10 protein-coding genes are annotated in these 13,603 nt (G+C 58.1%); 2 read left to right on the top strand and 8 right to left on the bottom strand.

Going from position 1 to position 13,603, the window contains the following annotated elements; translation table 11 throughout:
- The first annotated feature begins 232 nt into the window (after positions 1–232).
- Positions 233–1,213, top strand: a complete 981-nt coding sequence (locus K325_RS0102910) for an NADPH:quinone oxidoreductase family protein (RefSeq protein WP_029652754.1) — start codon at positions 233–235, stop codon at positions 1,211–1,213.
- Positions 1,214–1,245: 32 nt separating this feature from the next.
- On the opposite strand, the gene K325_RS0102915 is transcribed toward K325_RS0102910, so the two are convergent.
- From K325_RS0102915 to K325_RS0102950, 8 genes are all read right to left on the bottom strand, one after another.
- Positions 1,246–3,075 (bottom strand): long-chain-acyl-CoA synthetase, encoded by a 1,830-nt coding sequence (locus K325_RS0102915; protein WP_029652755.1) that lies wholly within the window; start codon positions 3,073–3,075, stop codon positions 1,246–1,248.
- Positions 3,076–3,144: 69 nt separating this feature from the next.
- Positions 3,145–3,972, bottom strand: coding sequence for an SDR family oxidoreductase (locus K325_RS0102920; protein ID WP_029652756.1), 828 nt, complete (start codon positions 3,970–3,972; stop codon positions 3,145–3,147).
- Entirely contained in the window at positions 3,969–5,927 is a 1,959-nt protein-coding gene (locus tag K325_RS0102925) for an acetyl/propionyl/methylcrotonyl-CoA carboxylase subunit alpha (RefSeq protein WP_029652757.1), read from the bottom strand. The genes K325_RS0102920 and K325_RS0102925 overlap by 4 nt, the downstream gene beginning before the upstream one ends.
- A gap of 228 nt (positions 5,928–6,155) precedes the next feature.
- Positions 6,156–6,974, bottom strand: coding sequence for an enoyl-CoA hydratase/isomerase family protein (locus tag K325_RS0102930; protein ID WP_029652758.1), 819 nt, complete (start codon positions 6,972–6,974; stop codon positions 6,156–6,158).
- A 75-nt stretch (positions 6,975–7,049) separates the two neighbouring features.
- The gene (locus K325_RS0102935) at positions 7,050–8,210 is read right to left on the bottom strand and encodes an acyl-CoA dehydrogenase family protein (protein ID WP_029652759.1); all 1,161 of its coding nucleotides are present in this window, start codon (positions 8,208–8,210) and stop codon (positions 7,050–7,052) included.
- 18 nt (positions 8,211–8,228) lie between these two features.
- Entirely contained in the window at positions 8,229–9,845 is a 1,617-nt protein-coding gene (locus K325_RS0102940) for an acyl-CoA carboxylase subunit beta (protein WP_029652760.1), read from the bottom strand.
- Between the two features lie 9 nt (positions 9,846–9,854).
- Positions 9,855–10,721, bottom strand: a complete 867-nt coding sequence (locus tag K325_RS0102945; RefSeq protein ID WP_029652762.1) for an SDR family oxidoreductase — start codon at positions 10,719–10,721, stop codon at positions 9,855–9,857.
- 85 nt (positions 10,722–10,806) lie between these two features.
- Positions 10,807–12,603, bottom strand: a complete 1,797-nt coding sequence (locus K325_RS0102950) for an acyclic terpene utilization AtuA family protein (RefSeq protein ID WP_029652763.1) — start codon at positions 12,601–12,603, stop codon at positions 10,807–10,809.
- Positions 12,604–12,735: 132 nt separating this feature from the next.
- Between K325_RS0102950 and K325_RS0102955 the strand changes: the two genes are divergently transcribed.
- On the top strand, positions 12,736–13,359 hold the full coding sequence (locus tag K325_RS0102955; RefSeq protein WP_029652764.1) for a TetR/AcrR family transcriptional regulator: 624 nt from the start codon (positions 12,736–12,738) through the stop codon (positions 13,357–13,359).
- Positions 13,360–13,603 lie beyond the last annotated feature (244 nt).

Consider the following 13,603-nt stretch of genomic DNA (forward strand, 5'->3'; position numbering starts at 1 on the left):
GATGTCGAAGCGGACGGCAAGCATGTACACGATCACGATAAACCGAAGCATGACTCTAGATTCAAGGCGGGTCTTGTGACCAGGAAGTCCGGGCCGGATCAGTAGGGCTTATTACCAGGGATAAGCACAGGTGATTTGCTTCGTTGCCAGAGTGGGTTTAGCTTGATCCGGGTCAATTACAACATCAAAAGCGTTTTACTGTGACCCCGTCAGGGGTGTGCCAGGAGCAATCATGAAAGCCATTTTGTGCAAGGAATACGGTTCGGCCGAGAACCTGGTTATTGAAGACGTCGCGAGCCCGGAAGTAAAAGGCAGTGGGGTGAAAATCCGGGTAAGGGCGGCTGGCCTGAACTTTCCGGACACGCTGATCATTCAGGGTAAATACCAGTTTCAGCCGCCCATGCCGTTTTCTCCGGGTGGCGAGTTGGCTGGCGAGGTGATTGAGGTGGGTGACAAAGTGACGCGCTTCAAGCCCGGAGATCGCGTGGCGGCTATGACGGGCTGGGGTGCCTTTGCTGAAGAAGTTGTTGCGCCGGAATCGAACCTGTTGCCCGTCCCGGATAGCCTGCCGGATGAGAAAGCGGCGGCGTTTATGATGGTTTACGGTACCTCTTACTATGCGCTCAAACAGCGCGCTAACCTGCAGCCAGGCGAAACCTTGTTGGTGCTGGGCGCCAGTGGCGGCGTGGGTCTGGCGGCGGTGGAGCTGGGCAAAGCGATGGGGGCGACTGTGATCGCCGCTGCCAGTTCCGCAGAGAAACTGGCGGTGGCCAGAGAAGCGGGCGCCGATGAGTTGATCAATTACAGCGAGGAATCGTTGAAAGACGCGGTGAAAAAACTGACCAAGGGTAAAGGCGTTGATGTGATCTACGATCCGGTCGGTGGTGACTACACTGAGCAGGCGTTGCGAACCATGGGCTGGAACGGCCGTCACTTGGTGATCGGCTTTGCCGCAGGGAATATTCCGAAGATTCCGGCCAACCTGACGTTGCTGAAAGGCTGTTCGGTTGTTGGAGTGTTCTGGGGCAGTTTCACTCAGCGCGAGCCGCAGACCAGCGCTCAGAACATGATGGAGTTGCTGCAGATGTACGCCGACGGCAAGATCGACCCCAAGGTCAGCGAGGTGTTCCCGTTCGAGGAATATGCGGCTGCGCTTGGGGCACTGACCGGGCGGCGGGCCACCGGCAAAGTCGTTTTGCAGGTTGGTGATTGATGTTTAGCTGTGGGGCCGCGCTGGGGGTGGGGTCAAAACCGAACACCCCCCGAATCAATATCCGAGACCAACTCCGGTGTTAGCGGCGTATAACCGGGCGTACCGGGTAGCCAGGCGTAGAGATCATCCTCCGGACGCTCCAGCGAATAGCCCAGCTTCTGGATATCCACTTTCCGGTACTTGAACGTCCCGGTCTTCTCAATGGCATTGGTCACCCGGACAAACACCGGTATTGCATAGGCTGGCAGGTTTTTCTGCAGATACCCGAACAGCTTTTCGATATCAAAGGTCGAGCCGTTAGACTGGGCCACCAGAGTGACCATCCCCGCTTTGCCATTGGTTCCGGGAATCTCGACCCCATACACAATGGCTTCCTCCACCAGTCCGGAGCCGTCGATGATGTTCTCCACCTCGGTGGTCGAGACGTTTTCTCCCTTCCAGCGGAAAGTGTCGCCCATGCGATCCACGAACTGAAGGTGGCGGCACCCGATCTCTCTCAGAACGTCGCCGGTATTGAACCAGGCATCCCCTTGCTTAAAGGCATTACGAAGGATGGATTTTTCTGTGGCGTCTTTCTGGGTATAGCCCTCGAATGCCCATTTTTTGTTGATCTCTCCGATCAGCAAGCCGGGCTGTCCTTTCTCTACCTCTTTCATGCGGCCGCTGTCATCACGGATCGGATCCCGGGTGCCCTCGTGGTACTTCACCAGTTTGTAGGGCGCCGTTGAAAAACCCACGGTGTTGTCCATGTTGAAAAAGTTACTGAACCCTATATTGCCTTCAGACGAAGCGTACAGTTCCGCCACTTTCTCGATGCCGAATCGTTCCTTGAACTCTTTCCAGATGGAGGGGCGTAGGCCGTTGCCGATCATCTTGGTCAGGGCATGGTTGCGATCCTGTTGGCTGGGTGGCTGGTTCAGCAGGTAACGACATAGTTCTCCGACGTAGCCGAAGGTGGTGGCGTTGTAGCGCCGGACATCATCCCAGAAGGCGCTGGCGGAGAACTTCCGGCGCAGAGCAATGGCTGAGCCGCCCGCCAGTACTGAGCCCCAGCACACCAGCAGCGCGGTGCCATGGTAGAGTGGCAGCGTGCAGTAGAGTACGTCGTCAGGCTCCATCGCCAGCGACAGCATGCCAAAGCCGCCGTAGGCCCGCACAAATTTCCGGTGGGAACCGGGCGCGGCTTTGGGTAGCCCGGTGGTGCCTGAGGTATACAGGTAGACGGCGGTGTCCCCCATGGTGGCTGGATTGCTCAGCAGAGGCCGGGTTGAAGGACGGCGACTGACCTCAAGCGCGAGATTGACATAGCCAGCCGGGGCATCGCCAAAGGTATTCAGCGTGTTGCCATCGTGAAAATAGAGCAGGGGTTGCGTGTGCCGGAGCCGGACTTCCCCCTGCACTGAATCCGCATGATCAACCAGTTCGGCACCCACCACCAGTAAGCGGGGTTCGATCAGGTTGATGCTGTGAGCCAGAATTTTGCCTTTCTGGGAGGTGTTGAGCATGGCGCAGGCAACGCCAGCCTTGGCGGCGCCAACCACCGTTGCAAGCAGCTCAGGGCGGTTCTCCAGCAGTACGGCGATGGCATCGCCTTTCACAAGGCCCTGGTCTTTCAGGTAATGGGCGATCCGGTTGCTCCAGGCATCCAGTTCCGCCCAGGTAATGGTTCGGTCGTCGAAGAGAATGGCTGGGCGCGAGGGGTATTTGTCGGCATTGCGCTCGACCAGCTTCCCCAGCGTCAGCTCCTTCTTGTCATCTTTCAGGCGGTAGTAGTAAAGCCCCCTGGCAACCGAGGGAAACTTTTTCAGAACGTTTGGCAGGCTACGAACGATATCGCGTGCGGTAACAGTATGTTGGCTCATGTTGTGTCCGTTTCAGTCGTCGTTGTCTTTATTGTCTGTGTCCACAGAGCGACAGCATGAGCCCTGTGGTTAATCCAGAAACAGGTCTGGCAAAAGTGGCTTGTCTCCGGCGGCGTACCGGTAGTGATCGAAGTTCTCCACACCATCCTGGCGGAGTACGTCTTCGTCGATCAGCGCCTGTCCGGACAGTTCTCCTGTGGGGCGAGAAAGGATGCTGACCGCCGCGTCTGCCATGATCTCTGGCTTGCGTCCCTGTGCCATAAGCTGAGGGCCGCCAGCCTCGAACTCGATGGCCGATGTGGAAATCAGCGTTCTGGGCCACAGGCAATTTACTGAGATGCCATAGCGCCGGAACTCCTCTGCCATCCCCATGCTCAGCATGGTCATCGCGTATTTCGTGGTGGTATAGGGGCCATATTGAGCAAACCACCGGGGGTTCAGATTCAGGGGCGGGGACAGGCTGAGGATGTGCCCGGCTCCCGATTCCCGCAGCCATGGCAGGGCTGCCTGACTGCACGCAAAGACCGCCCGGGCGTTGACCTGATGCATCAGGTCGTACCGGCTGGCTTTAAGGTTCTCCACGCCCGTAAGCTTGATTGCCCCGGCGTTGTTCACCAGAGCGTCGATCCCACCAAAGTAATTGGCTGCCTCATCAATTCTTTGACGGACCAGGTTCTCGTCCCGAACGTCCAGCACCAGAGGCAAGGCCTGGCCACCGGCGTTGCGGATTTCTTCAGCAACCGTGTGGATGGTGCCGGGCAATTTCGGGTGCGGGCTATCGGATTTGGCGGCAATCACCACATTGGCGCCTGCCCGTGCGCAGGCAAGGGCAATGGCTCTGCCAATCCCCCGGCTGCCTCCGGTAATAAAAACGGTTCGTTGTTGAAGTTGGCTCATGCGACGGTTTCCTCTTTGGATTGGATGCTTATCAGTAATTGACCACGTTTTACCTGATCGCCCTGATTGGCGAGCACTTGTCCAACGATGCCGCTGCGGTCAGCCTTCACCGGGTGTTCCATCTTCATGGCTTCAAGGATTACCAGTGTCTGGCCCTGTTCGACCTCATCGCCTTCCGCGACGAGCACATCCACAATCGCGCCGTCCATGCCCGCCTGGAGTTTGCCGCTGCCGGCCCCCTGAGCGCTTTTGGCGGGCTGGTGAGTCATGTCCCGTACCCACCAGGAATGGCCGAACGCCTGCAAATATAGGGAATCGCCGTTGCGGTAGTATTGGCACCGATGACGAACCCCATTGTCGATTATGCACAGTTGGTTGGGGTGCGGGTTCTGAAGTGTCAGCTCGTAACGCTCTTCATCGTGGATCACCGTCAGGGATGGACCATGGTGGCTTACCAGCAATTCCCGTGTTCCATCCGGGGTTTCTAGCCTGATGGGCAGGGCCGTTGATGGCGCATTGCTCCAGCCGGGCTGGCCTGAGTGGCTCAGGCTCAGAGCGCCGGCGCTGATCGCCAGCTCCCGGATCGAAAGCGTTTGTGGAGTGAGTGACGGATCGTCTCTGAAGGCCTGCTGCAGGAAGGCCGTGGTGGCTTCACCGGCACCGAAGGTCTCATCGGCAATGATACGACTCAGGAAGTGGCGGTTGGTCGTTACACCAAAGATGGTGGTGTCTTCCAGGGCTCGCACCAAACGTCGGCGTGCTTCGTTCCGGGTTTCTCCCCAGGCGATGATCTTCGCCAGCATGGGGTCGTAGTGGGGGCTTACCACATCACCGGAACGCACACCGGTGTCGAACCGAATCCCGTAGCCTTCTGCCGGGGTGAAGTTGTGCAGGGTGCCGGTTTGTGGGGTAAATCCGTTCGCCGGGTCTTCGGCGTAAAGGCGGACCTCAATAGCGTGGCCGCTCAGGGAAATCTGGTTTTGAGTGAGGGGTAAGGGTTGGCCCTCCGCCACCCTGAGTTGCCAGGCGACCAGATCCTGGCCGGTGATCAGTTCAGTGACCGGGTGTTCAACCTGCAAACGGGTATTCATTTCAAGGAAATAGAAATTACGGTGCTGGTCCACCAGGAATTCAACCGTTCCCGCACCCTCGTAGTGACAGGCCAGGGCGGCCTTTACGGCAGCTTCGCCCATGGCGTTGCGCAGTTCCGGCGTGACAAAGGGCGATGGAGCTTCCTCAACCACTTTCTGGTGCCGGCGTTGAATCGAGCAATCCCGCTCCCCCAGATACACAGCGTTGCCATGTCGATCTGCGAATACTTGAATTTCCACGTGTCGAGGCTCGAGAACGGCTTTTTCCATGATCAGTTCGTCGTCGCCGAAGGCCTGGCGGGCTTCGGACCGGGCGCGTTGAATGCTGGCGGCGAGTTCTTCGTTGTTATCCACCAATCGCATCCCGCGGCCTCCGCCCCCGGCCGAGGCTTTGAGCATGAGTGGGTAACCGATGTCTTTGGCGGCGTTGATGAGTTCGTCATCGCTGGCATTATTGCCTTCGAACCCGGGAACGACGGGCACACCGGCTTCCTGCATGGCGATTTTGGAGCGACGTTTGCTGCCCATCAGTTCGATGGCCGCTTCCGGAGGACCTACGAAGGTGAGGCCGGCTTGTTTGACGGCTTTGGCGAAGCCAGCGTTCTCCGAGAGGAAACCGTAGCCGGGGTGTATGCAGTCGGCGCCGGTTTTCTTTGCGGCCTCAAGGATGGCGTCTGCATTCAGGTAGGAAGCCGCAACCTGTGCCGGACCAATGCAGACGGCTTCGTCGGCTTGGTCAACATGTAGGGCGTTGGCGTCGGCTTCGGAGTAGACGGCGACGGTTCGGTAGCCCAGCGCCTTGGCTGTCTGGATCACCCTGACGGCGATTTCGCCTCGGTTAGCGATGAGTAGTTTTTTTAGCATACGCGTTATCTGCCTTGTTACTGGACCGCCCGAGGTTGGTGTTCGTCCGCACCACTGGCGGGATAAGCCTCCGGAAAACCGCTACAAGCACATCCCTGTGCGCTTCTCTCAGGCCATCCATGGCCTTCGAAATTTTCCGGAGGCTTATCCCGCCAGAGGCGCTCCCGCGACCTTGGGTGTTTGCCTGCCCAATGATTGTTGAGTGGCTTGTTTAAATTTTTATAATCGTTAGCTCTCGGCCCACTTTGGCTCACGCTTTTGCATGAACGCCATGGTGCCTTCCATGCCTTCTGGTCCCCGGATGGCCGCGGCGAATTGCTCGGCGGCGTCATCCAGCAAACCGGCCATGGCTTCGTGGCCCACTCGGTGCAGCAGGGCTTTGGTCTCAGCCGTGGCATCGGGGGCGCACAGGCGAACCCGTTCCAGTGCCTGGTTCAGCATCTCGCTCAGCTGTGTTTCGGATTCCGCAACCTGGTGAACGATGCCGAGTGTGCAGGCTTCCGTTGCATCGATTCTCAAACCTAGCAGCGCCAATCGACGGGCCTGGGTCAGGCCGATGCGTTCTACAACGAATGGGGCAATCTGGGCCGGGATGACGCCGAGGGTGGTTTCCGGCATACCGAATTTGGCAGTCGGGCCGGCGATGGCCAGGTCTGAGACGCAAGCCAGGCCGAAGCCGCCGCCCATGACGGCACCTTCGGTGATGGCGATGATGACTTTGGAGGATTCGTTAACTTGCTGAATCATCTGGCCGAAGGCGCGGTTGAGTTTATAGAACGGGTCGTTGCGGCCTTCGCCGGCTTTCTGGCCCCGGGCGCCGGCCATGTCTTTAATGTCACCGCCGGCACAGAAGTGCCCTCCTGCACCGCGGATAACGGCGGCGCGGATGCTGGCGTCGTTTTCGATCTCGCCGAAGATGGCGGACAGTTCGGCCACCATCTGCAGGCTCATGGCGTTGCGGACGTCGGGGCGGTTGATTGTGATGAACAGGGTGGGGCCCTGTTTTTCAAGAATCAGGGTTTCGCATTGTGGTAGTTGGTATGCCATACAAGGCTCCACGTAAAACGTTTGGGACTGTGAGGCGGGGAATCCCGCCTCATGGCCTTCCGTCAAACTAAAAACTCAGTCTCGTTTCTTGCCAGGCAAAGTGCCCATCAGCTTGCAGATGATGCCAAGCATGATTTCGTCGGCACCGCCGCCAATAGAGACTAGCCGTACATCGCGGTAGGCGCGGGCCAGGGGGTTCTCCCACATGTAGCCGTTACCGCCCCAGTACTGCAGACAGGTATCCGTCACCTCACGGCCCAGGCGCCCCGCCTTCAGCTTGGCCATCGAGGCCAGTCTGGTCGCATCCTTACCCTGAACGTGAAGCTCGCAGGCCTGGTAGGTCAGTGCCCGCAGCGCTTCGATCTCAGTCTGCAGTTCAGCAAGGCGGAAATGGATGTACTGGTTGTCGATCAGCGGTTGCCCGAAGGTTTTCCGCTCGCGGCAATATTCGATGGTCTGAGTCACGCAGTTTTCTAGTGCCTTGATGACATTGGCTGCCCCCCACATGCGCTCCTCCTGGAACTGAAGCATCTGCATCATGAAGCCTGTGCCTTCGGCGCCAATCCGGTTGCGCTGTGGGACGTGGACATCATCCAGGAAGACCTGTGCTGTCTCCGAGGAGCGCATGCCCAGCTTGTTCAGGTGAGGGCTGAACGAAATGCCCGGCGAACTCATTGGTACCACAATCAACGATTTGTTTTTATGGGGCTTATCATCGCTGGTGTTGGCCAAAAGACACATGAAGTCTGCTTTTGGTGAATTGGTGATCCACATTTTGGCGCCGTTAATGACGTAATCATCACCGTCCTTTTTCGCGGAGGTTTTCATTCCTGCCACGTCGGAACCGGCACCCACTTCACTAACGCCAATACAACCCACCATGTCACCGGCAATCGCGGGGGCCAGGAAGTCCCGTTTCAGTTCGTCTGAGCCAAAACGGGCGATCGCCGGGGTACACATATCCGTCTGCACGCCCACGGCCAGGGGAACACCGCCGCATTTCGCCATGCCCAGCTCTTCCGCAGCAACCAGGTTGTAGCTGTAGTCCAGGCCCATTCCACCGTATTCCTCGGGTTTTTGAATGCCCAGGAGGCCAAGATTCCCCATTTTTTTAAACAGCTCGTGGATTGGGAATTCGCCGGCGTTTTCCCACTCATCGCAGTAGGGGTTTATTTCTTTCTCTACGAAATCACGGACGGTTTTTCTGAGGGCTTCGTGTTCAGTGGTGAAGTTCATTGTTGTTCTCCTTGGAAGTCAGAATCGGGCTACACCGTAAGAATTAGAGTGGAGCTTTCGTTGTTCGGAATCGCGACAGAGCGATAGCACCAGGGCCAGAACCGTTCGGGTATCCCGTGGGTCAATCAGGCCGTCGTCCCAGAGTCGGGCGGTGCCATAAAGTGCGGTGGAACCGTCTTCCAGCTTCTTGGCGGTGGCCTGTTCCAGGAAAGCCAGGGTTTTTTCGTCGGGCTCAAGGCCGTTTTTTCGTTGCTTTTCTTCGGCCACAATGCGCATGACTTTGCCTGCCTGTGCAGGGCCCATGACGGCGGTTTTGCTGTTTGGCCATGCGAAGATAAACCTTGGGTCCAGCCCCCGACCGCACATGGCATAGTTGCCGGCCCCGTAAGAACCACCAATGACCATGGCAATCTTGGGAACCCGGCAATTGGCCACAGCCTGAATCATCTTGGAGCCGTGTTTGATGATGCCGTTCTGCTCCGAATGGGTACCGACCATGAAACCGGTGGTGTTGTGGAGGAACAGAAGCGGAGTGCCTGCCTGATCGCACAGCTGGATAAACTGTGCGGCTTTGGTGGAGCCAGCGGGGGTGATCGGGCCGTTGTTGCCAATGATGCCAACGGCGCGACCCTGAATACGGATGGTGCCGCACACGGTCTGGTCGTCGTAATCGTTTTTGAAATCCAGAAACCGGGAGCCGTCGGCGATGCGCGCAAGGATTTCCCGGACGTCATAGGGCTTCTTTGGGTCGGAAGGGATCAGCCCCAGCAATTCGCCGGCATCATACAGGGGCTCTTCCCAGGTTGGTTCCTGACGAAGCGGGAGGTTCTCGTTCCAGGGCAGGGCGCCAAGAATTTCACGTGCCTGCCGGATTCCGTCGGCGTCGTCTTCGGCAAGGTACTCGGCGGTACCCGCGACGGTGGCGTGCATTTCGGCACCGCCAAGTTCCTCGTCCGAGGCGATTTCACCGGTAGCCGCTTTCAGCAAGGGTGGGCCGGCCAGGAACATCTTGGCCTGTTCCCTGACAGTGATAACGTAATCAGACAAACCCGGCTGATAGGCGCCACCGGCGGTCGCATTGCCGTGTACCACCGTTACCTGAGGGATACCTGCTGCCGACATTCGGGCCTGATTGGCGAAGCCACGGGCTCCAAGCACGAAAATATCCGTGGCATAGTTCAGGTTGGCGCCACCGGACTCCGACAGGGACACCACGGGCAGTTTGTTCTCCATGGCGATCTGCTGCAGGCGCAGGGTTTTGTCGAGCCCCGCAGGTGTAATGGTTCCGCCTTTAATGGCGCTGTTGCTCGCGACCACCAAGCAACGTATGCCCGAGACGCAACCGATGCCGGCAATAATGCCGCCCCCTGCCATAGAACCGTCTTTGTCATCGTGCATCTTGTAACCGGCCAGGGAACACAGTTCAAGGAATTCGCTGCCCCGGTCCAGCAATCGGTTGATGCGATCTCTGGGCAGCAGCTTGCCCCGTTTCGTGAACTTCTCTCGGGCCGATTCCGCCAGGTCCAGGACCTTTTGCTCCACATCCCTGAAGGCCTTGATATGAGCTTCCATCGCCTCGACGTTGGCCCGGAATTCGTCGGACTGGGGGCTTATTGTTGTTTCCAGTACCTGCATGGGAAATCCTCAGTCGTCGCTCAATACTTTCGGTGTTACTGCCCGGTGAAAACCGTTGTAAGGTTGGTTGTTGCTGGCTTTGGGCATTGGCCAGATACGCCCTCCCTGGGACGCTGCGCCATCAATACGAAGGCAATCGCCACTGATAAACGCGGCACCTGGGCTAAGCAGAAAACAGATCGCCGAACTGACCTCAGACTCCGTTCCCATTCGTTTGATGGGAACCGCATCCGCCAGACTGCGAATCCACGACTTCATGTGAGCGGGGTAGTTGTCCATTCCGCTGGACGCAATCCATCCCGGTGCCACGGCATTTACCCGGACGCCTGAAGGCGCCCATTCAACAGCGGCCGTTTGAGTAAAGTTCACCATGCCGGCCCGGGCCGCCCCCGAGTGCCCCATACCCGGCATGCCGCCCCACATGTCGGCAACGATATTCACAATGGCACCACCCTTTTTGCTCAAGGCCTGGGTGTAAGCTTCCCGAGCCATCAGAAAACCACCGGTCAGATTCGTCCGGACTACGGTCTCCCAGCCTTTCTGATTGATGCCCGTCAGTGGTGAGGCAAATTGCCCTCCGGCGTTGTTGACGACCCCGTTCAGGCCGCCGTGAGTTTCGATAATGGCCTTCACCGTTGCCTTGACGGATTCCTCCTCACGGATATCACAGGCATGGGCGCTGGCCAGGCCGCCATCTTCTTCAATCTCGGCCTTAACCGCGTCGATTTTTTCCTGCTTGCGGCCAACCAGTGCAACCCGGGCCCCCAGGGCCGCCAGCTCGTGGGCGGTACAACGGCCAATGCCGGAGCCGCCGCCGGTGACAATAACGACCTGACCGTCAAACAATCCGGGCCGGAGAACAGACTGATAACTCATAAAGAATTCCCTATTAAAATGCGTCGAATCCGCGAAATGGTTTGGGGCGCCTGCAGTGATTGATTCATCGCAGCTATAACAAGACTCATTGCAGCACCAGAGTCGAAGGCACGGGCACAGGAAACTCCAGCAGTTGCTGTGCAAAGGCCTTTCCCTGAGGATCAATCCGAAGCGAAGCCACACCCCCACCACCAAGGCTGTGTTCCAATAAAAAGTTGAAGGCATGGAGCCCGGGCATCGACCAGCGCGTTACTTTTCCGGACTCCGGGTTCAGCGTATGGGCCATCCACTTACTCACGGACTGCGCTGTCAAAGCTGCTTCGATATATGGCAGGAACTCTGGTTTCCGGGCAATAACCCCGATGTTGCTGTGATCTCCTTTGTCCCCGGAGCGGGCCCACGCCAGCCTGATCAGCGGCACCGTAGTATCGGTTGTCAGCTCGACACGTGACTCCGGCTCAGGTGATAGTGAGCCGGGATCAAAGCCGCCATCAGTGGCTACCGGGATTTCGGAGGCCTGATCCGCGACATCCACCGAAACAGAGATCTCGTCTTTGGGAACCAGGCAGGAGAACAAGCGGATTTTGGGCCATACGGTGGGCCGCCCCCCGACAATGCCGGTCAACCCGGGAGCCATTCCGGTAGCGGCCTGGGCAATTTCCCGGGAAAACAGCACCAGGGCCTCCTTTTTCGGGTGAGCGGTGGCAATTTTAACCACCACCTCCCGGCATGCCTGCCCCCGGCCATGAGTGCCATACGTGGTTTCTGTGCCCAGCAGTTCAATGCTGGTTTCGGAATAGTCCGGCAGCCCTCGTTCTGCAAACATCGCTGAAGTTTTGGCCAGAATGGCATTGGCCACTTTCCGGGCTTTGGCCGGGGCACCAATGCCCGCCAGCAGGAAGGTGACGGTGCATTTGAAGCCGTCGGGCCAGGTGCCCGACACTTTGTAGCTATCGGTGGGTGCCAGCCCTCTGGCCCCTGTTACGCGCACCCGGTCATTCCCCGTGTCGTCCAGCGTTACCTGAGTGAAGTCGCAGGTGACATCCGGCAACAGGTAGGCGCGGGGATCGCCGATCTCATACACCAATTGTTCACTGACCGTGCCCCGGCTGACCAGGCCGCCAGTGCCTTCAGGCTTGGTGATGACAAAGTCACCGGAAGCCTGCACTTCGGCAATCGGAAATCCCATGTTGGCGTATCCTTCGGCCACATCTTCCCAGTCGGTAAAGTTACCGCCAGTGGACTGGGCACCGCATTCAAGCAGGTGGCCGGCCAGGCTGCCCTGCGCGAGCTTGTCGTAGTCGGTCCAGTCCCAGCCGAATTCATGAATCAGCGGTGCCAGAACCAGTGCGCTGTCGGCGACCCGGCCGGTAATGATGATGTCGGCCCCCTGAGCCAGAGCGGCGACGAGCCCACCAGCCCCAAGGTACGCATTCAGACTGACCATCATGGCGGGGAACGGTTGGCCTGTGGTCATTTCTGTGATTCCAGACCCGGCCAGTTTCTTTTTCTTCATCAGAAGATCATCGCCCAGAACCAGGGCGATCTTCAGGTCGACCCCGGTTTTTTCGCACAGCGCCTGAAGCGCGTCGCGGCAGGCCACCGGGTTTACCCCTCCCGCATTGGCGAGCACCTTAATGCCTTTGCGTCTGATGTCTCCCAGTAGCGGTGCCATGACCGTTTCCACGAAATCCCTGGCATAGCCCTGGCTGGGGTCTTTCATTTTCTGGCCAGCCATGATCGACATGGTGATCTCTGCCAGATAGTCGGCCACCAGATAGTCAATGTTTCCCTTGTGCACCAATTGCGCGGCTGCGGTTTCTGTGTCGCCCCAGAAGGCGGCCGAGCAGCCGATACGGATGGTCTTGTTGTCCTGTGACATTGTTATTGGCCTTCGATTGTTGCCGGCCTGACAGCCGGCGTGTCCAACGATAAAATGACGATACCAAGCAAGCGCTTGGTTTGTAAACAGGCAATTCTCCGGTAGAATGAAAAGACCCAGCAAGACAACCGGATGACCCTTGTGAACCCGAACCCGATTCTGCAGTCCCTTATTGCCGAGCAACTTGTATCCGACCCCGCCAGTGCCCGCGGTCGCCTCTTGAATGAGGCGGCGAGGCTGTTCCGTGACAAAGGTTATGAGCGCACCACCGTGCGAGACCTGGCGGCGGCTGTTGGTATCCAGTCCGGCAGCCTGTTCCATCACTTCCGCACCAAAGAAGAAATCCTGAAGGCGGTGATGGTTGAAACTATCCGGCTGAACACAGCGCTGATGCAGGCCGCAGCGGATCAGTTCGCTGACGGAAAAGAAAAGCTGCGGGCGTTGGTCCGGACGGAGCTTGAGTCGATCAATGGCCAAACGGGTGAGGCCATGGCGGTGCTGGTTTACGAGTGGCGGAGCCTGTCGGAAAGCTCCCGGGCGGAGGTTCTGGAGCTGCGGGACATTTATGAAGACCTGTGGTTGTCAGCCTTGCGTCAGCTGGCGGACGCGGGTCAGTTGGGGGCGGACCCTTTCATCACCCGGAGAATGCTCACCGGCGCCCTGAGCTGGACGGTAACCTGGTACCGCCCTGAGCGTGGCGGGCTGTCGCTGGATGGTCTGACGGATCAGGTCATGGCCATGCTGGGGCTTGCGTGATGTTAATCGGATAAATTGGTGCCTGTGTATCGGAAATGTCCGGACGATGAACTCCTTGTTTTAAATCAATAAAATCCTGATTTTTGACTTTCATACCAGGCCATTGGCCTGATCGGCATGCTGGTTTCGGCAATCAAGCCATTTCTGCCTGATCATAATCACCGCATCCTTCCTATCGTTTTATCCGCTCCGGGTATCCGGAGTCGGACGCGGATTGACGAGAATCCATGGTGACAACAATCAC

Source organism: Marinobacter daepoensis DSM 16072, assembly GCF_000421165.1.
In the GTDB taxonomy this organism is placed as follows: Bacteria; Pseudomonadota; Gammaproteobacteria; order Pseudomonadales; family Oleiphilaceae; genus Marinobacter; species Marinobacter daepoensis.